Source organism: Acinetobacter seohaensis (assembly GCF_056431365.1).
This window is the reverse complement of record NZ_JBWKMK010000022.1, coordinates 75,168-93,914: the sequence shown is the minus strand read 5'-3', so window position 1 is coordinate 93,914 and position 18,747 is coordinate 75,168. Positions and strand designations below refer to the sequence as shown.

The 18,747-nt window shown below is 41.8% G+C and carries 21 protein-coding genes; 2 read left to right on the top strand and 19 right to left on the bottom strand.

From position 1 onward, the window contains the following. Positions 1–2: 2 nt before the first annotated feature. From gspJ to AC07E5_RS03830, 17 genes are all read right to left on the bottom strand, one after another. Positions 3–626, bottom strand: coding sequence for a type II secretion system minor pseudopilin GspJ (gene gspJ / locus AC07E5_RS03910; RefSeq protein ID WP_498624649.1), 624 nt, complete (start codon positions 624–626; stop codon positions 3–5). After that, complete coding sequence (gene gspI, locus AC07E5_RS03905; RefSeq protein ID WP_004976793.1) at positions 623–1,003, bottom strand: type II secretion system minor pseudopilin GspI; 381 nt, start codon at positions 1,001–1,003, stop codon at positions 623–625. The genes gspJ and gspI overlap by 4 nt, the downstream gene beginning before the upstream one ends. Further along, positions 993–1,544: a prepilin-type N-terminal cleavage/methylation domain-containing protein gene (locus AC07E5_RS03900; RefSeq protein WP_178318413.1), complete on the bottom strand. Its 552-nt coding sequence runs from the start codon at positions 1,542–1,544 to the stop codon at positions 993–995. Before AC07E5_RS03900 ends, gspI begins: the two co-directional genes overlap by 11 nt. A 6-nt stretch (positions 1,545–1,550) precedes the next feature. Next, positions 1,551–2,165 (bottom strand): TetR/AcrR family transcriptional regulator, encoded by a 615-nt coding sequence (locus tag AC07E5_RS03895; protein WP_004976797.1) that lies wholly within the window; start codon positions 2,163–2,165, stop codon positions 1,551–1,553. Positions 2,166–2,258: 93 nt separating this feature from the next. Beyond that, positions 2,259–3,032, bottom strand: a complete 774-nt coding sequence (locus AC07E5_RS03890; RefSeq protein WP_004976800.1) for a TatD family hydrolase — start codon at positions 3,030–3,032, stop codon at positions 2,259–2,261. Positions 3,033–3,056: 24 nt separating this feature from the next. Further along, entirely contained in the window at positions 3,057–3,398 is a 342-nt protein-coding gene (locus AC07E5_RS03885) for a PilZ domain-containing protein (protein WP_026438361.1), read from the bottom strand. A 10-nt stretch (positions 3,399–3,408) separates the two neighbouring features. Continuing rightward, positions 3,409–4,398 (bottom strand): DNA polymerase III delta subunit-related protein, encoded by a 990-nt coding sequence (locus AC07E5_RS03880; RefSeq protein ID WP_178318412.1) that lies wholly within the window; start codon positions 4,396–4,398, stop codon positions 3,409–3,411. A 14-nt stretch (positions 4,399–4,412) separates the two neighbouring features. After that, on the bottom strand, positions 4,413–5,174 hold the full coding sequence (gene kdsB, locus AC07E5_RS03875; protein ID WP_498624646.1) for a 3-deoxy-manno-octulosonate cytidylyltransferase: 762 nt from the start codon (positions 5,172–5,174) through the stop codon (positions 4,413–4,415). 11 nt (positions 5,175–5,185) lie between these two features. Next, positions 5,186–6,199 (bottom strand): tetraacyldisaccharide 4'-kinase, encoded by a 1,014-nt coding sequence (gene lpxK, locus AC07E5_RS03870; protein WP_178318411.1) that lies wholly within the window; start codon positions 6,197–6,199, stop codon positions 5,186–5,188. A 3-nt stretch (positions 6,200–6,202) separates the two neighbouring features. Next, the gene (gene msbA / locus AC07E5_RS03865; protein ID WP_178318410.1) at positions 6,203–7,930 is read right to left on the bottom strand and encodes a lipid A export permease/ATP-binding protein MsbA; all 1,728 of its coding nucleotides are present in this window, start codon (positions 7,928–7,930) and stop codon (positions 6,203–6,205) included. Then, positions 7,930–8,352: an ExbD/TolR family protein gene (locus AC07E5_RS03860; protein ID WP_178318409.1), complete on the bottom strand. Its 423-nt coding sequence runs from the start codon at positions 8,350–8,352 to the stop codon at positions 7,930–7,932. Before AC07E5_RS03860 ends, msbA begins: the two co-directional genes overlap by 1 nt. A gap of 9 nt (positions 8,353–8,361) precedes the next feature. Beyond that, the gene (locus AC07E5_RS03855; RefSeq protein ID WP_004976814.1) at positions 8,362–9,009 is read right to left on the bottom strand and encodes a MotA/TolQ/ExbB proton channel family protein; all 648 of its coding nucleotides are present in this window, start codon (positions 9,007–9,009) and stop codon (positions 8,362–8,364) included. Positions 9,010–9,040: 31 nt separating this feature from the next. Further along, a complete protein-coding gene (locus tag AC07E5_RS03850; RefSeq protein WP_131261484.1) occupies positions 9,041–9,928 on the bottom strand; it encodes a ParB/RepB/Spo0J family partition protein in 888 nt (295 codons plus the stop codon). Next, positions 9,925–10,707 carry a ParA family protein gene (locus AC07E5_RS03845; RefSeq protein ID WP_096901175.1) on the bottom strand — a complete coding sequence of 261 codons (783 nt, stop codon included), beginning with the start codon at positions 10,705–10,707 and terminating at the stop codon, positions 9,925–9,927. Before AC07E5_RS03845 ends, AC07E5_RS03850 begins: the two co-directional genes overlap by 4 nt. A gap of 22 nt (positions 10,708–10,729) precedes the next feature. Continuing rightward, positions 10,730–11,362, bottom strand: a complete 633-nt coding sequence (rsmG, locus tag AC07E5_RS03840) for a 16S rRNA (guanine(527)-N(7))-methyltransferase RsmG (protein WP_131261485.1) — start codon at positions 11,360–11,362, stop codon at positions 10,730–10,732. 84 nt (positions 11,363–11,446) lie between these two features. Beyond that, on the bottom strand, positions 11,447–12,136 hold the full coding sequence (murU, locus tag AC07E5_RS03835; RefSeq protein ID WP_070154601.1) for an N-acetylmuramate alpha-1-phosphate uridylyltransferase MurU: 690 nt from the start codon (positions 12,134–12,136) through the stop codon (positions 11,447–11,449). After that, positions 12,137–13,150: an aminoglycoside phosphotransferase family protein gene (locus tag AC07E5_RS03830; protein WP_498624642.1), complete on the bottom strand. Its 1,014-nt coding sequence runs from the start codon at positions 13,148–13,150 to the stop codon at positions 12,137–12,139. It abuts the gene before it with no gap. Between the two features lie 120 nt (positions 13,151–13,270). Here AC07E5_RS03830 and AC07E5_RS03825 point away from each other — a divergent pair, with 120 nt between their 5' ends. Beyond that, the gene (locus AC07E5_RS03825) at positions 13,271–15,718 is read left to right on the top strand and encodes an LPS-assembly protein LptD (protein ID WP_498624640.1); all 2,448 of its coding nucleotides are present in this window, start codon (positions 13,271–13,273) and stop codon (positions 15,716–15,718) included. Continuing rightward, positions 15,718–17,016 carry a peptidylprolyl isomerase gene (locus AC07E5_RS03820; protein WP_104851883.1) on the top strand — a complete coding sequence of 433 codons (1,299 nt, stop codon included), beginning with the start codon at positions 15,718–15,720 and terminating at the stop codon, positions 17,014–17,016. The genes AC07E5_RS03825 and AC07E5_RS03820 overlap by 1 nt, the downstream gene beginning before the upstream one ends. Positions 17,017–17,185: 169 nt before the next feature. Here the strand turns inward: AC07E5_RS03820 and hfq are convergent, their stop codons facing one another. Beyond that, positions 17,186–17,704, bottom strand: coding sequence for an RNA chaperone Hfq (gene hfq, locus AC07E5_RS03815; protein ID WP_498624638.1), 519 nt, complete (start codon positions 17,702–17,704; stop codon positions 17,186–17,188). Positions 17,705–17,796: 92 nt separating this feature from the next. Continuing rightward, positions 17,797–18,741: a tRNA (adenosine(37)-N6)-dimethylallyltransferase MiaA gene (miaA, locus tag AC07E5_RS03810; protein ID WP_168419030.1), complete on the bottom strand. Its 945-nt coding sequence runs from the start codon at positions 18,739–18,741 to the stop codon at positions 17,797–17,799. Positions 18,742–18,747 lie beyond the last annotated feature (6 nt).

The window sequence follows — 18,747 nt, the reverse complement described above, 5'->3', positions numbered from 1 at the left end:
CTTTAATTGTCTTTCTTCTTTAAAAAATCAGTCTGCAATAAGCTAAATATCCATTCATATTGCACGTCACGCACGGTTAAATTTATTTTTATTCCTTTCGGGAGTAGCCTTAATTGTTCAGTTTGCTGAGTATCAATACTGCTTTCAGGCCAACTACTTAATTCATTTGGATTCAATACCATAATCTCAAAGGCTTCGACTTCATCCAACATCACGCTCGACTCAGGCTGATCATTGCCCGTTTGATGCAAATTACGATATTTTAAACGATACAATTTTTTTTCATCGGCACGATATTGATATTCAACACGCTCATGGGGTGAAATACCCTGCTGCAAAGGATCGGTCACCCCTGTTTTACTGAAATTAAAGCGTCCATTTTGTAAAACTAAAGCAGGTTGTTGCTGCCCTTTAACATTGGCCGTTAATGGAACAGCCTGCATCGTGTCACGTAAAATTTGTTGATAGCTTTCTTGCAACTGCTCTAAATTGGCCTCATGCATCGCATTGCGGTCTTTGACTTTGGCGAGATAATCAAATACTTTCCAACCCAAAGCAGACAGCACTGCAAAAATTGCAATAGCGACTAGCAACTCAACTAAAGTGAAGCCTTTCTTTGTACTCATGATTGCTGCTCACGGGCATTAAAAAACACCAAAGAAGTCACGCCTGCTTCAACTTGTCCCGTGTCTTGATTGTACAAACTGATTTGAAGATCGACACGTTGCACATTTGGGCTAATGGTTGGCTGTGTAGACTTGTCAATTTGCCATGTTTCGCCTTGTTGGGTCACTTGCTTCGACTCTGTTCCACTTAACCATTGCCGATTCATTTCCATCAATGCCACTTCATTCAAAGCCACAAATTGTGCTTTGGTTCTTAAAATGGCATTGGCGGTGGATTGGGTATATTGCATCGCCACTTTGGTCATTGCCATAGCTGCTGTTGCAAAAATTGCCAAAGCCACCATAACTTCAAGTAGTGTAAATCCTTTAGCTTTCATGGATTTTTCCTAAATGATCGACCTCTATTTCCGCACCCACAGGACGCTGTTCTAAATAGAACTGAATACGCACAGGTTTGGCTTCACCATTGCCCAGCCAAATCAGTGCAGGCACATTACCTTGCAACAACTCACTGTTGTTAGCATTTGGATAGCTTTGTTCTAAAGATAAAATTTGGATAGAAACTTGTTCAGGTAAAGTTCTTCTTTTAAATTCGCTATAGCTTTGCCATTTTTGATTATTTTGTAGGCTTAATTGTTGTTCTGTGGCATAAGGCTGATATTCCAACACATCATAACGCGCAGGCGAAACATCGGTTGCTTGATGCAAATTGAGTGCAAAAATACGCGCTTGATCATTGGCTTCACGATTCAGCTTACGCAAATCCAATAAAAACACTTCCCGCGCCTGCATAGCTTTACGCTGATCAACACCACCGATATTCATTAAAACCAGCGATGCCATAATCGCCATAATGACTATCACCACCATCAATTCAATGAGCGTAAAACCGCGAACCGAAGATAGTGGTGTGTTCATAGCGTATTAATTCAATTGCTCGAAAGATTGTGCTTGTTTGGGCATCGCCAACGCTTGATCGATATAGGCCACACGTAAAGTATCCCGGGAACCTAAATAACGCTGATAGAAACTTGAGTTTAAAATGGCTGCCGCACCATGCGTAAGTGCCCAAATTGAAGCCAGATAATCACGCACTTCCATGTGACTATTAATAGATTCCAAATATTGTTCAGTCATACGGATAATGATGCGTAATCGGCTTTTACGAACCTGATATAGTTCACTAAACAACAAGCCAATGCCAACACCCGTTGTAGAAAGGCGTTCTTCAATTTGATGAAAAAGCACAGTACGTTCAGGATGATGTAAGTGATGCAGCATAAAAAATGCTAGATGTTCAGGAAACTGTTTTTCCGCATCTTTAATCATTTCTAGCAACATGCGCTCATTACGAATAATAAGCAACATATATAGTTCATCTTTACTTTGAAAGTGTTTATATAGAGTACCTTTGGCCAAATCCAGTTCTGCTGCCAAAGCATCAAGGGTCATTCCTGCTTCACCATTTTCCAAAAGCAACTGCTCTGCCACTTGGAAAATTAACGTTTCTCTTGCTCGAAACTGAGCCTGACGATCCATCTTCACCCGATAAACTCTCTTTTCACTATTCAATCAATGGAAATTTTTAATATCACCAGAACATTAAATTTTTGCATCATTCCACTATGCAAATTAATGTCCTTTGAGCAGGTTTTCAAAGTTTTGTGTTGTTATGAAAGCCATTTCCTCTAAGGACTTATCATATACATCACTTAGGGCTTTGGCTACATACGGAACGTATTTTGGCTCATTTGTCTTACCGCGATATGGCACAGGTGCCAAATATGGGCTGTCTGTTTCAATAAGCACACGATCTAAAGGCACTTGTTTGGCCACATCACGTAAATCTTGTGCATTTTTAAAAGAAACAATGCCCGAAAATGACACATAATAACCGCAATCTAGCACCGCTTTGGCTGTTGCCCAATCTTCAGTAAAGCAATGCAAAACGCCATGGGTCGATTTTTCAGCACGGATAATATCCACCGTATCTTGCTTGGCAGCGCGGGTATGCACTACAACTGGTTTCTTCACAGCTTGCGAGGCATGAATATGGCGCGCAAAACAGGCTTTTTGCTCCGCAACAAAATCGGTACTGTGAAAATAGTCTAGACCTGTTTCGCCCAAAGCCCAGACTTTGTCTGCTTGTGCTAAAGCAATCAGTTGCTCGGTGGTGGCACGCGCCATATTTTCAGCATTTTCACAAGGATGCACACCCACGCTATAACCAACATCGGCATGGCGTGCTGCAATTTTTGACAATGCAATATGATCGTCTAAATCGACAGAGATACCCATAATTTTAGACACACCCGCTAGGCGTGCCTGTGCAATTGCTGCATCTAAGTCACCATCATAAGGGCTTAAATCCAACATCGTTAAATGACAATGTGTATCTACAAACACGATTTTTTCCTAAAAGCAAACAACCTACATAGTGTAACTGTTACGGTTGTCAGACTTAAGCCCCGCAAGGATTCTTTCGGCTTCAGATTTGTAATAAACGCCTTTTTCACCGCTCAGTTGAATGCCAAAGCCCTGCAATTTGATGCCGTTTTGCTTTTGCGAAATCCAGATGACTTTTCCTGTAAGTGGAATTTTTTGTGATTGTTCAGGCAAAGTTGCAAGCACGAAGATTTCTTCACCCATTTTTACAGGTTGTTTTGAGGGTACAAATAAGCCACCGCCCACAACGTATGGCATATAACTTAAATATAGCGTTTCGACATCAGGAATATTGGCCTGAATAATACCGCCCATACGTGGTTGCATCATGTTCCCCTTAAATATTCATCAACTTAATACATAATTGATCAAGCACTAGATTACTTTGCACGTTTTGCTCAAGCATTGGCTTGGCTTGCTGTAATTCTGCATATAAACCAAACAGACTTTCTAAGTCATATTGTTCAGCCAAATGCTGCAAAGCGGTGCTTAAATCCAAATTTTTAATACTTTGATTTAGCTTGACACAAATTAAATCACACAACAAGTATTCAAACATCTGACTAAAATCAGTAAAGCTCAGCGCCTTGTTCCACTTGGTTGCGATTGCCATCGGCATATTTTTTTGCGTCACCAGTTTATACCAGTCTTTCAGAAAATCTGTACGCTGTTCCAGCCATTCTGCCTGTGCCAACTGCAAAGCCTGCAATGGCATTTGATTAGACAAATTCATCAACAATTGCTGTTTGTTCGCATCTAAATCGGGCAAATGCTGCTGCAAATATGCCGTAGCCTGTGCAGCATCAATACGGTCTAAAGCAAAATGCTGCAAACGGCTACGAATGGTTGCAGGTAATTTAAGATAATGATCTGCCAGCGAAATAATCACGATGCGATCACCCGGTTCTTCGAGGGTTTTCAGCAACGCATTGGAAGATGCAATATTTAAGGCTTCAGCAGGTTCAATCACAATTACCCGCCAGCCATCTACCGTTTGCTGGACAAAAGGTAATAAATCACGGATCTTCTCGATCTTAATTTTCGCGTTTTGCTTTTTATTCTCTTCATCGGTGCTGATATAGACATAATTCGGATGTGTATCTGATTTTAACCACTGACAACTGCTACATTCACCACAAGGCTGTGACTGCACATCACGCTGTTGGCATAAAATCCAAGCCACAAATTGCTGTGCAAAGGCTTCTTTACCACAACCCTGTTTGCCAAAAAACAATAAACCATGCCCCATTTTGGGAAATCGCCCTGTCAGGTTTTCCCAAACTTGTTGCTGCCAAGGATATACTTGTCCAATTACATCACGTTGCATGGTCGGTGATTCACTTACTCAAAATGGGCAATATCCATTGCATTTAAACGGTCTAAGTCTGCTTGGGTATCTACACCCGGTGGTAAATTGGCTTCTGCAACTGCAATGGCAATACGATGTCCATTTTCCAAGACACGCAATTGCTCTAGGCTTTCCAGCTTTTCCAATGTTCCCATTTCCCAAGTCACATATTCTTGCAGCAATTCCACACGGTACGCATACAAACCTAAATGGCGATACGCATGTGCATGCAATTGTGGTGTCGCTGCTTTCGCACCATCGCGGTCATAAGGAATCGTGGCACGGCTAAAATACAAAGCCTGGTTGTGTTTAGACATGACCACTTTAACAATGCTGTCGCGAGTAAATTCATCTAGTTGCTGAATCGGCTCACATAGCGTAGACATCGAGCATTCAGGTTGAGCTTCTAACAACTGCGCCACTTGTTGCACCAATTGCGCAGGCAAAAGTGGCTCATCGCCCTGCACATTGACGATAATATCGTTTTTATCCCAACCTTTAATGCGCGCCACTTCACTTAAACGATCTGTACCTGATGGATGGTCTGCCGAAGTCAGCACTACATCTACGCCTTCGGCACGGCATAATTCTGCAATACGAGCATCATCGGTCGCCACACACAAGTCATCAAAACCTGCCACTTTTTTTGCCTGATCAACCACATGTAAAATCATGGCACGACCATGAATTTCCAGTAAAGGTTTGCCTGGCAGGCGTGAACTGGCATAACGTGCAGGGATAACAATGTGCTTCATAATTTTCCTTATCATGGTCTTTCAGGCAGGTTTAAACCCAATTGTTTCAATTGTTGATGTAAGGTGACATAGCAGGCCAATGACAATACTGCATCTACAGGTACAACCCAAATTTCACGCTGAAAATCTGGATATTGTTTTAACAGAGGCAATAACTTTACTGCATCTTTTTCTGTGGTAATAATCGGTTGCGAATCTTCAAACTGCAAATCGGTAATTTCATAGTCATGGTGGTCTGGAAACTCATGGCATTGAAATTGGGTCACACCCATCGACTCTAAAGTTTTATAAAACCGCTCAGGAAAGCCAATGCCCACGACAGCATAAAAATTTTGGGTCGGATCAAAAATTAATTCTTGTGCGGGATGCAATAAGTATGGCGCTGCAACGGCCAAATGCATATTTAATTCAGAACTCGGTTGCGCTGCATGTTCAATCACCGTGGCATGCTCTAATCGAGATTTTGGTTCACGCAAATAACCTTCGGGCAATATTTTCTCGTTACCCAAACCACGATTATTATCTAAAACAATCCATTCCAATTGACGGTTTAAAGCCAAATGCTGCAAACCATCATCACTAATAATTAAATCCAATTCATGCTGTGCAAGTAACAATTCAATACTTTTTTGACGATTTGGCCCCACAGCCATCGGTACGCCTGTAGATTGCACAATCAAAGTCGGTTCATCGCCCACTACGTCAACATTAGCGTCAATGCTGACATAGGCTGGAAATGGGCCTTTTCCGCCATAACCACGGCTAATCACGCCAACACGAACATCTAAACTTTGTAGATATTTGACCAAGTGAATCAGCAAAGGGGTTTTGCCGCTGCCACCCACAGTAATATTGCCAATCACCATCACAGGTACGGGCGCGGTATAAGCGGTTTTAATACCTGAACGATATAAGTTTTGATTGAGCAAACTCACGCCACGGTACAATAAAGACAAGGGCCTAAGCACAACCAGCCATTTGGCTTGTTGCTGCCAAGCGTCCTGAATAAATTGTGCCAAAGCCATGAGTTAATGTTCCTCGAAGTTACGCTGATGCAACTGAAAGTACGCGCCTTTTTGCGCCATGAGTTCCTGATGAGTACCTTGTTCTAAAATACGTCCCTGATCCATCACTACAATACGGTCAGCATTTTCGATGGTAGATAAACGGTGTGCAATGACAATGGTGGTACGGTCTTGCATAGCCGCATCAAATGCACGTTGAATAAAGTATTCAGATTCATTGTCTAAAGCACTGGTGGCTTCATCTAAAATTAAAATTGGTGCATTTTTTAAGATTGCACGTGCAATGGCAATACGTTGTCGCTGACCACCCGACAAATTCAAGCCTTGCGCACCTAATGCTGTGTCGTAGCCTTGCGGTAAAGCCATAATAAAGTCATGTGCATAAGCCGCTTTGGCTGCAGCAATCACTGCTTCATCACTCGCACCTTCAAGCTGACCATAGGCAATATTTTCACGCACCGTACGGTTAAACAATACCACTTGCTGATTGACCATAGCAATTTGTGAACGCAGGCTATTCAGCTCAATGTCACGAATATCCTGCTGATCAAACAAAATTTGCCCTGAAGATACTTCCTGAAAACGTACCAACAGATTGACCAATGAGGTTTTACCCGCACCTGAACGCCCAACTAAAGCCACAGTTTCACCTGCTTTGACATCCAGATTAAAATCATGAATGGCATGATGCCCATCGGAATACACCAAATTCACATTCTTAAATTGCAAATTACCTTTTAAGTCTGGTGTAAGCGTCCCGTGATTATCTTCTTCAGGCATATCGAGCAATTCAAAAACCGAATGCGCCGCTGCCAAACCGCGTTGTAATTTTTCATTAATATCGGTAAGGGCTTTAATTGGTTTGCTCAACATACCTGCGGCAGTAATGTAGGCTACAAACTCGCCTGCTGAAATATCACGTAGAATTTCTGGGCGTAAGGCAATCCAGATAATAATTGCCAAAGCAATGGACATAATGAACTGCACCACAGGGCTGTTCAATTGCTGCACTGCCACCATCTTTAAACCACGACGCAGGTTTTCTAAAGAGTTTTCTTTAAATCGGCTTTGTTCATAGGTCTGACCACCAAAACCTTTGACGACCAAATTACCATTCACCGTTTCTTGCACCACGTGGTTTACATCCCCCATGGTGTCTTGTACTTGAATAGATAAACGACGCATGCGTTTTGCAGCTTTACGAATCAGCAAGCCAATTAATGGGCCAAATACCAATATACATAAGGTCAAACGCCAGTTGGTATACAGCAAATAGCCGAGCAAGCCGAGTGTAATCAAACCCTGTTGTACCAATGTACGCAGCGATTCTGTAGATGCAGCGGTCAACTGCTCTACGTTATACATAATTTTGGCAGTAATGTGCCCACTGGTATTATCTAAGTAATACTGTGCAGGTAAACGCAGCAATTTAGCAAAGACTTCCTGACGGATATTGAATACCAAATTACGTGAAATCACTGCGGTATAGTAACCGCCAATAAAAGTTCCCAAACCACGGAAAAACATCAGTGCAATGACTAATAGCGGAAATAGTGTGGTGAAAGATTGGTCACGCTCCTGAATGGCATTAATAATTTTTTCCAAGAGTTTTGCCACAGATACTTCTGTGGCTGCATTAATGGCGAAACCGATAATCACCAAGATTGCTAAGCCCCAAAATGGGAGCAAATATCTCAGAAGACGGCGATAGACCTGTAAATCCTTCTTCACTAATAACCTCGAGTTGGGACTTTCGTACTGATATTGATGTTGACGAAACCAAGTTGTCCTGCGATATCCATCACTCGAATCACATCTTGATGAGTGGCTTTGGCATCTGCAGCAATGATAAACATTAAATCACGTCGATCTTGAGAAATTTGTTTAATTGCTGTGCTTAAATCTGCCACTTCCTTAGTCGAAAGTGCCTGACCATTGACAGAATAATGCCCTGAAGAATCTACCACCACTTCAATTTTATGTTCATAAGATTTTGGTGGTACACCTTGCGCATCTGGCAAAGTTAAATTCATACGGCTAAATTGGTTAAATGTGGTCGAAAGCAACAAAAACACCAAGATGAACAGCAAACAGTCAATCATTGGGGTCAGGTTAATATGAATATCTTCAACTTGCGAGCGTTTGAATTTCATAAACTCACCTTAGCTTACTTTTTTCACATCTTGCACATCCGCATCAAGCTGATGAGGTTGACTCTGATGAAATAATCCTGCGTGAAACAAAGTCGCTTGCTGCTCTAACTCAGCAGTATATTCTTGCACCAAACGCTGAAAATAACGATAGGCAAATAAGGCTGGAATTGCAATTAACATACCTGCAGCAGTGGTAATTAAGGCTTTAGAAATCCCTGGAATCATTAAGGTTGGATTACTTGCACCCACATCAATCACTAAAAATGATTCAATAATCCCAAGCACTGTACCCAATAAACCCAATAATGGCGCAACTGCACTGAGCGTACCCAAGAAGTTGATATTTTTTTCTAAATAACCAATTTCTTGTGAAGCTGTCGCTTCCATTTGTGCACGCGCATAGTGTTCTGATTGTTGTTTGTTACGCGCACCCGCCTCAAAAATACGGCCTAATGTACTGTTTTTTAAGTTGGCACTTTGATTCAGTTGTTGCAACACAGTCGCTAAACTTTGCCCGCGGTTGAGCAACAACGCATTGGGCAAAATACCTGCTCTCTTTAAACGCATAAAACGCTCAATGGTAATTGCAACGGTAAATACCGAGCACAACACCAACGGCAGCATCAGCCAGCCACCTGCTTTTACCAATTCCCACATTCGCTTTTCCCCAATAAAATACGAATTAAAATTAATCGGACAGGCAAATATTTAAAATACCATCCAGCTCTTCCAGAGAGTGATAACTGATGGTCAATTTGCCCTTACCTTGCTTGTTATAATCAATTTTAACATCTGCACTAAAACGCTCAGAAAGACGTTGCGTGAGTTGTTGAATATCAGGCGCAATAGCCGTTTTCGGCTTTTCTTGTTTTGGCGCATTAAAGTCACGTACCAACTGTTCGGTTTGACGTACCGATAAATTCTTTTCAATTACATGCTGCGCGACTTTGAGCTGATCTTTAGCTTTCAAAGTTAAAATAGCACGTGCATGACCCATATCTAGCAAGCCTTGCTGCATCAACTCTTTAACAGGCTCAGCCAAAGTGAGTAAACGCAATAAATTACTGACCGTGGTACGTGCTTTACCTACTGTTTCGGCAATTTCTTGATGACTCAAGCCAAACTCATCGTGAAAGCGTTGCAGCGCCATTGCCTGATCAATCGGATTAAGATCTTGGCGCTGAATGTTTTCAATTAATGCCAAAGCAATCGCGACCTGATCGGTCAAATCACGCACAATTGCTGGAATTTCAGTTAAACCAGCCAACTGTGCAGCACGCCAGCGACGTTCACCTGCAATAATTTCATAAGGATGTAGTTCGTCATCAATAGGACGAATCACAATTGGCTGCATTACACCATGTTTTTCAATAGATGCCGCCAGTTCCTGCAAATCTTGTTCTTGAATAAAACGACGCGGTTGATATTCACCACGTTTTAATAAATTGACATCAATTTGTTTGAGCTGACCATGATCTAAAGATTGCACTTCAAGTTGTAATTTTTCTTTCTGGATTGACCCCAATAAGGCATCCAAACCACGACCTTTGGCTAATCCGCGTTTTTTTGTGGTCATGCTTTACTTCCTTTTTTCACTTTGCTTTTTTTCAACATTTCAGCTGCTAAATTCAGGTAGGCAACTGCACCCTTCGAGCTTTTTTCAAAATAAATGACGGGTAAACCGTGTGCGGGTGCTTCTGCCAAGCGTACATTACGCGGAATCACGGTATCGTATAATTTTTTACCAAAATAGTGCGATAATTCTTCAGACACGTCACGGGTTAAGGCATTGCGCGCATCATACATGGTGCGTAATACACCAATAATTTCTAAATCAGGATTGAGTGCTTGTTGAATACGGTCAATGGTTTGCGTCAGGTCAGCCAAACCTTCAAGTGCATAATATTCGCACTGCATTGGAATGATTACACTTTGCACTGCTGCTAAAGCGTTTACTGTAATTAAGCTTAAACTTGGTGCACAGTCGACAATAATATAATCAAAGTCTTTGGCAACTTCTTGCAAGGCATTGCGCAAAATAAACTCACGCCCCTCTTGCTCAGCAATCACCAATTCAACCCCAGCCAAATCACGATTGGCACCCAAAACTTTATAACCAACTTCTGCCTTGCTAATTGCAGTTTCAATCGGCACTTCGCCCAACAATACATCGGTCACTGAATACAGCAAATCATTTTTTTGAATGCCTGAACCCATGGTGGCATTGCCTTGTGAGTCCATATCGACCAATAAAATGCGCTTTTTCAAAACAGCCAAAGATGCTGCCAAATTTACTGCGGTTGTGGTTTTTCCGACACCACCTTTTTGGTTCGCAATCGCAATAATTTGTGCCATGATCACCCCAGTCCTTTGAAAATTAGATACGTTTTAATAAAAGTAAATGACGTTGTTCGTCTAAGCGCGGAACTTTAAGCTCGATAATTTCACAGCTGAATTCATCTTTCAATGCCTCTACTTCATCGGCAGGAATCAAACCTTTCATAGATGCAATAATACTTTGCTCATGCATAAATGGTTTTGACGCGGCTACAAAGTCAGTTAAAGATGCAAAAGCACGACTGGTAATTACATCAAACTGACCTAACTCGCGGATGCTGTCTTCATTTTCAACACGGGTCTGAACTGCCACGACGTTTTTCAGTTTTAAATCGGCAATAAACTGTTTTAAGAAACGAATCTTTTTACCATTCGAGTCCAATAACACGCAATCGCGCTCAGGCTGACACAAGGCAATAATCATGCCCGGCATACCACCGCCAGTACCAATATCCAGTAAACGACCTGCAGGCAAATCTTTGAGGATGCTCAGACTGTCTAGCAAATGCTTCACTAGCATTTCTTTCGGGTCACGAATTGCAGTGAGGTTGTACGCTTTGTTCCATAGCACCAAAGCATCTTGGTATTTGAGTAATAAATTTAAAGCCTCATCACTGAGCTCTAAACCTAAAGCCTGACTACCTTGCTTGAGTTCCTGAAAAAACGAATGCATCACAATTCACATCTCGAAAAAGTTAATGGAAGTATACCGATTTATAGTTGCAGTCATAGGGGCGAATGCTTAGTGAATATGCACTTAAGCGTACACACCCTGCTGAATTTGTTGATCTAGCGCATTTAATCGTTCAGGAGTGCCAACATCCACCCAAACACCTTGCAATTTCTGTGCAGAAATTTTTTCTTGCTGCATGGCCTGTTTGAGCAATGGCGCAAGCGGACGTTTGCCCGATTCCAAACCGTTAAACATTTGCGGATGCATCACCGCCACGCCACTATAAGTTAGATTTTCACCTGAGCGTGCTTGCTCAAAAGTATAGGCTTTGTTTGCAGCCAAAGTGAAATCACCTTGTGGATGCTGCACGGGATTTTCCACCAAAACCAAATGTGCCAAGTCATCTTGAAGCTGCACATTTAATAATGGTGCAAAATCCATGGTGGTCCAAACATCGCCATTCACCAATATAAAAGGTTCATTGCCCAATAATGGCAACGCATTGATGATGCCACCTGCAGTTTCTAAGCCTTCGCCTTCATGCGACCACAAAATTTTCACACCAAACTGAGAACCATCACCCAAAGCATCTGCAAGTTTTTCACCCAACCATGCCGTATTGATGACAATTTCCTGCACACCCATCTTTTGTAATTTTTCGATGTGCCACACAATTAGAGGTTTTCCACCGACTTCCAATAAAGGTTTAGGCGTATGCAGTGTTAAAGGACGCATACGATTGCCCATTCCTGCGGCAAGAATCATGGCTTTCATTTAGGCAACCACCTCATACTGACCATATTTAGCAGTAAATTTTGGCATTACTGTCGTGTGAATAAAGTGCATAAATGGTTGTAATTCTGGATAAGGTTTACTTTCTTCAAGTAAATACCACATTACGCGCGGTAAATCCTTGAGATAACCCGATTTACCATCACGCTCAAATAAACGCACAAAAATACCTAAAATTTTGATATGACGCTGAATCGCCATCATATCGGCATCTTTTTTAAATTGTTCAAAATCACGGTCTTGCTTAGATACTTCTGGCAACAAGTCATAGAACATTTTAAACCAACGATACACATGCTCAGCATTCCACTGCACATAAGCATCACGGGTAATCGAAATTAAATCGTATGTATCTGCACCAATGACCGCATCCTGAAAATCAATCACACCAAGCTCGGTGTCCTCACCAACTTTCATTAAGTTACGACTATGAAAATCACGATGCACAATCACTTGCGGCTGTGCCACAGCTGCATTGGCTAAAATAGCAAAAGTACGTTTAATTAAGGCACTTTCTTCTGCGCTTGGCTGAATCTGTAAGGCAGGCAATAACCAATCGGTGAGCAATTCCATTTCACTGATGAGTTTGTCATAGGAATACTCAGGGAAATGTGCAGTGCCATCAATATCTTGTAATTGAATTAACTGCTTAAAGCACTGCGCATAGTAGTCATCTACAGTCTGATCATTCAGCAAGGTAGATAATAAGACATCACCAAAATCTTCAAGCAACAAAAAGCCTTGTGTCAGGTCTTTAGCTACAATTTTTGGCACGCGCACGCCATGGGCAGCAAAAAATTCATCAATCGTCACAAAAGGACCACAATCTTCTTTTTCTGGTGGTGCATCCATGAGCATAAATGTTTTATTATTCAACTTGATTCGTGCGTAACGACGAAAACTTGCATCGCCTGCTAAAAAATGAGTTTCAAATTGATCTGAACCAAGTACAGATGTTATCCATGTTTGTATCAATTGTTCGCGTTGTGTATTCATTTGCAATAAATTCTAATACAGGCTGAGTTTTTAAAGTGCTAAGTGTAGCTACTTCTGCGCTTTTTCTCTATGATGCGACAATAATTAATTGCGATTAAGCATTCTTGGTTGATGAGATAAATGAAGCATCAGTTTAAATTTAATCCTTTAGCGACTGCGGTCTTAACTCTGTTATGTGGTCACTCTGTTTCCAGCTATGCGCAGACCACAGATCAGACTTCATCTGTCACAAATCTCAATAACCAGCAGCTTAAACACACCATTCAGGAAACTTATCCTGGGCAGCAGTTCTTTGAGCAATATTATGTTGATAAAGCTGCACCTGAAGCACAACAACAATTTAGGCACACTCAAAGTTCTGCCTATTGTGAAGGTGCATGGCTAACGCCAATCAGCTCAGGTACTGTTGCGGTAGATGCTGCAAATGCCACTTCTACAGTGACTGCCGATTATGGGCACTATGACCCAAATGGTGATTCAGTCTTAGAAGGCAACGTGGTGATTGACCAAGAAGGTCGTCAAATTCGTGCCGATAAAATTACCATTGATCAAACTCAGACCTTTGCCAAAGCCGAAGGTCGGGTACAAATGGCGCAAGCGGGTTTACTGGCGCAAAGTGATGAAATTAATTACAACCTAAAAACCCAGCAAGGTGACTTAAACAACAGTTTTTATATTGCCGAAGAACAACATGCACACGGCATGGCAGAAAAAATTGCACGCACCTCAACCAATACCATGGTACTCAATAACGCCACCTACAGCACCTGCCCACCCGAGCAAGCGCCAACCTGGAAAATTCAAGCCAACGAAATTAAGCTCAATCAGGAAACTGGACGCGGTGAAACACGCGGTACAAAACTATATGTAAAAAATGTACCGGTCATGGCTGTGCCTTATTTTAACTTTCCGATTGACGACCGCCGTACCACAGGTATTTTGACGCCTAGTTTTGGCTTTACCAATGATGGTGGTGTCGAGCTGTCTGTGCCTGTGTATTTAAACCTTGCACCGAATTTTGATGCAACCGTTAGCCCGCGTTATATTGCCGATCGTGGCGCGATGCTAGAAGGTGAATTCCGTTATTTAACTGAAAATTTTGGTTCAGGTAAAATTTGGGGCGGTTATTTAGCATCGGATGCCAAATATGATGACCAAGACCGTAAAGACTTACATTTTTTACACGGCTGGCAAATCAACGAACAATTTTCAACCAACTTAGAATATAACTATGCATCGGACAAAGACTACTTTGCCGATTTAAATAACAACCCGAACTCTAAAACCGACCTAAATTTACGTCGTGCTTGGGAGTTGAATTATCGTAACGGCATACCGGGTTTAAAAGCACAGCTCAAAGTTGAAGATTTCCAAACCCTGGATAAGACGATTCCATCTGTGGATCGCCCTTATGCACGCCTACCACAATTTTTATTGAACTATAAAACGGGCAATCCTCAAGGCTTCCAAGTCGAATTTAATAACGACACAGCTTACTTCAAAAAAGATCTAGCTGCGCAAGATGGGGAACCAAGTGGTACGCGTATTTATAATGACTTTGCAGTGCGTTACAACTACCGTAACCCGTGGTCATTTGTGATTCCAGAAGTATCGTTACGCAACATCAACACCTTCTATGATAAAGAAACTCTAAGTACAGACACGGATAAATCTTCAAGTAAAAGTGAGTCGGTTACTGTTCCGCAATTCACTTTAGACACAGGGATTACCTTTGAAAAAGATGGTCGCTTCTTGCAAGCCATTACCCCGCGCGCGTTCTATGCCTATGCACCGTACCGCAATCAAAACGACCACCCAAACTTTGACTCTGCAACAGCTTCGATTAATTATGACCAGTTGTTCAGTCCAAACCGTTTCTATGGTCATGACCGTTTAGAAGACAACAACTTTTTGTCTTTGGGTTTAAACTATAGCCTATTTGATGAAATTGGTTTGGAACGCCTTAGAGCAGGAATTGGTCAAAGTTTTTACTTTGAAGATCGTCGTGTCACGCTGGATAATACCGAAGACGAATTTAATACGGAAAACCGTACTGGGCCAATTGTTAGCCTAACCAGTCAGCTAAGCCAAAACCTTAGTGTAGGTGCCAATGCTGCATGGATGTCAAATGGCGACAATGCACAGCGCAGTGTCAATATGCTTTACACGGGTGATCAAGGCAACTTATATAGCTTTGGTTATATTAACCGCCGTGTTATTCCAAACCGTCAAGATCATTATGATCAAGTCGTGGCATCGTTTATTCAACCTATTCACAACAACTGGCGTATTTTAGGTCATGCGCAATACGACCTAGACCATAGCGTCGCCCGTGAATATTTGCTAGGTGTGAACTATGAGTCGTGCTGTTGGGGCATCTCAGTCTATGGTCGCTCTTACTATAACGACTTGGATGATGTGACGGATGCGGGCGTTAAACCCAAACGTGCCATTATGGCAGAGTTAAATTTAAAAGGTTTAGGCAGTTTCAATAATAAACTTGCATCTTTACTTGAAAACCGTATTTTAGGTTTTAATAAAATTAATCAATCTTGGACACAACGTTAATGAAAACAGAACAGTTAAAACGATTTTTAAAAGCATCAACCTTAGCACTTTGCATGACAGCAGCGCTGCCTGCATTTGCTGCGAATGATCAAATTGTGGCTGTAGTTGACAATAGTGTCATTTTAAAAAGTGATTTAGCGCAAAGCGTGGTTGAACTCAAACAACAACTTGAGATGCAAAAGCGCCCTGTTCCACCACAACACATTTTAGAACAACAAGCTTTAGAACAACTGATTGTACGCCAAGCGCAATTAGAGCAAGTCAAACGCTACAACATTAAAGCTGATGAAAAATCTTTAAATGAAGCAGTTTTAAAAGTTGCACAGCAAAATGGCGCAAACAGCCTAGAAACTTTTCAGCAAAAATTAGATAAATCTGCACCAGGCAGTTATGCGTTTTTACGTAACCGTATTGCTGAAGATTTGGCAATGAATCGCTTACGTCAGCAAGTCGTAATGTCACGTATTCAAATTAGCGACCAAGATGTTGATAATTTCCTGAAAACACCACAAGGTCAGGCTGCCTTAGGCAATCAAGTACATATTTTGCATGTGCGTGTTTCTGGAGCAGAAAATGCCGCACAAGTTGCGCAACAAGTCAAAGCTGAATTGGCGCAGAACAATGACATTCAAGCCATTAGTAAAAAATATACAGGCAATGGTGTAACCGTTCAGTCTGCAGACATGGGTTTACGTAACTTGACCGATATTCCCGCGGAACTTGCTGCACGTATTACGCCATTAGATGTGGGGCAAACCAGTGAACTGATTGAAGTCCGTGATGGTATTCATGTCGTAAAATTACTGGAGCGCAAAAGTACTGAGCAACGTGCACTAGTTCCACAATATCAAACTCGACATATCTTGATTCAGCCAAGTGAAGTCGTAAGCCCTGAAAATGCGAAACACATGATTGACAGTATTCACAACCGTTTAAAAGCGGGTGAAGACTTTGCAACCTTAGCAGCGACGTTCTCTAATGACGCTGGCTCTGCACGTGATGGCGGCAGTCTAGGCTGGGTGAATCCTGGCGTGATGGTGCCAGAATTTGAAAATCAAATGAAAAATACTGCAAAAGGTGAAATTAGCGCACCATTCCAAACCCAGTTTGGTTGGCATGTACTGCAAGTGACCGATACACGCCAGCAAGATATGACTCGTGAATACCAAGAACGTATGGCACGTCAAATACTAGGTGAACGCCAGTTTGATACTGAATTGGATAGCTGGTTACGTGAAACACGTAACAATGCTTTTGTAGAAATTAAAGACCCAAGCTTAGACCGCAAGAAAAACTAAGCTTAAGTTTTCTGCTATTTCCAAAATTAAAACCAGTGTAGCAACACTGGTTTTTTATGCTTTTTTACCATATGCACTTCATCTTAGCCACTACCAAAATACGACTTTGATAAAAAAACCATAGACATAAAAAAACCTCTCATTTCGAGAGGTTTTTTAAGAAGATCAATTAACGGTTGTTATCGTCTTCTGAAGATTCTTCAAATTTAGAATCGTTGTCAAAACCGCCTGTTGCTTGACCGCCACCGAAGCCACCTTGACCGCCGAAGCCACCTTGACCACCAAAGCCGCCGCCTTGACCGCCAAAGCCACCTTGACTACCGAAGCCGCCGCCTTGACCACCGAAGCCGCCTTGACCGCCAAAACCACCACCTTGACCACCGAAGCCGCCTTGACCACCGAAGCCACCACCTTGACCACCGAAGCCACCGCCTTGACCGCCAAAGCCTGCGGCTTGACTACCAGCAGGTGCACCAGCAGGACGTGGATTACGTGCAGGAACAACTGTAGAAATTGCATGTTTGTAAACCATTTGGCTTACTGTATTTTTTAATAAAACAACATATTGGTCAAAAGATTCAATATGGCCTTGTAGCTTAATACCGTTCACAAGGAAGATAGAAACAGGAATACGTTCTTTACGGAGAGAATTCAAGAACGGATCTTGTAAAGTTTGACCTTTAGACATGTTATAACTCCAAAAATAATTAAAAATCAGCGCAAAAACTATCTCTATTTTTCAATTAAAAATTATAAAAAAGACAGTAGGTAAATTTTGCTTTATCCGTAACAGTTTCGCAAGTCTTCTTGAGCCTGCTTTATCGTAAAATATGTGTGAAATTTATGCGATTCTTGCAACGATCTGAGCCAAGTATATTGACGTTTCGCGAGTTGTCGTGTCGCGAATAGCGCCTTGTCCTCCATTTCCTGCATTTTTTCGCGACTTTCATCACCGTTTTGCAAAAACTCTAAAGCTTGACGATAGCCAACTGAACGCATAGAGGGTAAATTAGCATCTAAATCGTAATTTTCAATAAGATGTCGCACCTCATTCAAAAAACCCATTTCCCACATAATCTCTAAGCGTTTTTGAATACGCTGATGTAATTCTACCCGATCAGGCATCAAAGCGTGGTTATGAAAAGTGTAACGATATGGTACATTTTTGGGTTGTTCTGCCTGAAGCTGGGTAATTGGCGTTCCTGTTAATTTATAAACTTCTAGTGCACGAATAATACGTTGTTTATCTGACACCTTAAATTTTTCACCCGCCAGTGCATCTACTGCACATAACTCTGCATAGACCGCTTCCCAACCTTCGCGTGCAGCTTTATCTTCAATTTCTGCACGGACGTCGTAATTGGCACTGGGTAAATTGGAAGATAGTCCTTCAAGCAAAGCTTTAAAATACAGCATAGTTCCACCCACTAAAATTGGGGTTTTGCCACGTGCGTGCATATCATCAATTAAGGCGCAGGCATCTTCCACAAACTGCGCAGCAGAATAAACTTCAAGCGGGCTAATAATATCAATCAAATGATGCGGATAACGCGCCTGTTCCACTTTAGTTGGTTTGGCTGTACCAATGTCCATATCTCGATAAACCAGCGCAGAATCGACTGAAATTAGCTCAAAATGACCTAATTCATAGAGTTCACATGCCAAAGCAGTTTTACCACTTGCAGTTGGTCCCATTAAATTGATGACCGGCAATTGTTTTGACATGTAACA

What these genes read in the sequence shown, in the direction of transcription:
- gspJ (WP_498624649.1), bottom strand. Translation starts at nt 626, where the DNA reads ATGAGTACAAAGAAAGGCTTCACTTTAGTTGAGTTGCTAGTCGCTATT.
- gspI (WP_004976793.1), bottom strand. Translation starts at nt 1,003, where the DNA reads ATGAAAGCTAAAGGATTTACACTACTTGAAGTTATGGTGGCTTTGGCA.
- AC07E5_RS03900 (WP_178318413.1), bottom strand. Translation starts at nt 1,544, where the DNA reads ATGAACACACCACTATCTTCGGTTCGCGGTTTTACGCTCATTGAATTG.
- AC07E5_RS03895 (WP_004976797.1), bottom strand. Translation starts at nt 2,165, where the DNA reads ATGGATCGTCAGGCTCAGTTTCGAGCAAGAGAAACGTTAATTTTCCAA.
- AC07E5_RS03885 (WP_026438361.1), bottom strand. Translation starts at nt 3,398, where the DNA reads ATGCAACCACGTATGGGCGGTATTATTCAGGCCAATATTCCTGATGTC.
- AC07E5_RS03880 (WP_178318412.1), bottom strand. Translation starts at nt 4,398, where the DNA reads ATGCAACGTGATGTAATTGGACAAGTATATCCTTGGCAGCAACAAGTT.
- kdsB (WP_498624646.1), bottom strand. Translation starts at nt 5,174, where the DNA reads ATGAAGCACATTGTTATCCCTGCACGTTATGCCAGTTCACGCCTGCCA.
- lpxK (WP_178318411.1), bottom strand. Translation starts at nt 6,199, where the DNA reads ATGGCTTTGGCACAATTTATTCAGGACGCTTGGCAGCAACAAGCCAAA.
- AC07E5_RS03860 (WP_178318409.1), bottom strand. Translation starts at nt 8,352, where the DNA reads ATGAAATTCAAACGCTCGCAAGTTGAAGATATTCATATTAACCTGACC.
- AC07E5_RS03855 (WP_004976814.1), bottom strand. Translation starts at nt 9,009, where the DNA reads ATGTGGGAATTGGTAAAAGCAGGTGGCTGGCTGATGCTGCCGTTGGTG.
- AC07E5_RS03850 (WP_131261484.1), bottom strand. Translation starts at nt 9,928, where the DNA reads ATGACCACAAAAAAACGCGGATTAGCCAAAGGTCGTGGTTTGGATGCC.
- AC07E5_RS03845 (WP_096901175.1), bottom strand. Translation starts at nt 10,707, where the DNA reads ATGGCACAAATTATTGCGATTGCGAACCAAAAAGGTGGTGTCGGAAAA.
- rsmG (WP_131261485.1), bottom strand. Translation starts at nt 11,362, where the DNA reads ATGCATTCGTTTTTTCAGGAACTCAAGCAAGGTAGTCAGGCTTTAGGT.
- murU (WP_070154601.1), bottom strand. Translation starts at nt 12,136, where the DNA reads ATGAAAGCCATGATTCTTGCCGCAGGAATGGGCAATCGTATGCGTCCT.
- AC07E5_RS03830 (WP_498624642.1), bottom strand. Translation starts at nt 13,150, where the DNA reads ATGAATACACAACGCGAACAATTGATACAAACATGGATAACATCTGTA.
- AC07E5_RS03825 (WP_498624640.1), top strand. Translation starts at nt 13,271, where the DNA reads ATGAAGCATCAGTTTAAATTTAATCCTTTAGCGACTGCGGTCTTAACT.
- AC07E5_RS03820 (WP_104851883.1), top strand. Translation starts at nt 15,718, where the DNA reads ATGAAAACAGAACAGTTAAAACGATTTTTAAAAGCATCAACCTTAGCA.
- hfq (WP_498624638.1), bottom strand. Translation starts at nt 17,704, where the DNA reads ATGTCTAAAGGTCAAACTTTACAAGATCCGTTCTTGAATTCTCTCCGT.
- miaA (WP_168419030.1), bottom strand. Translation starts at nt 18,741, where the DNA reads ATGTCAAAACAATTGCCGGTCATCAATTTAATGGGACCAACTGCAAGT.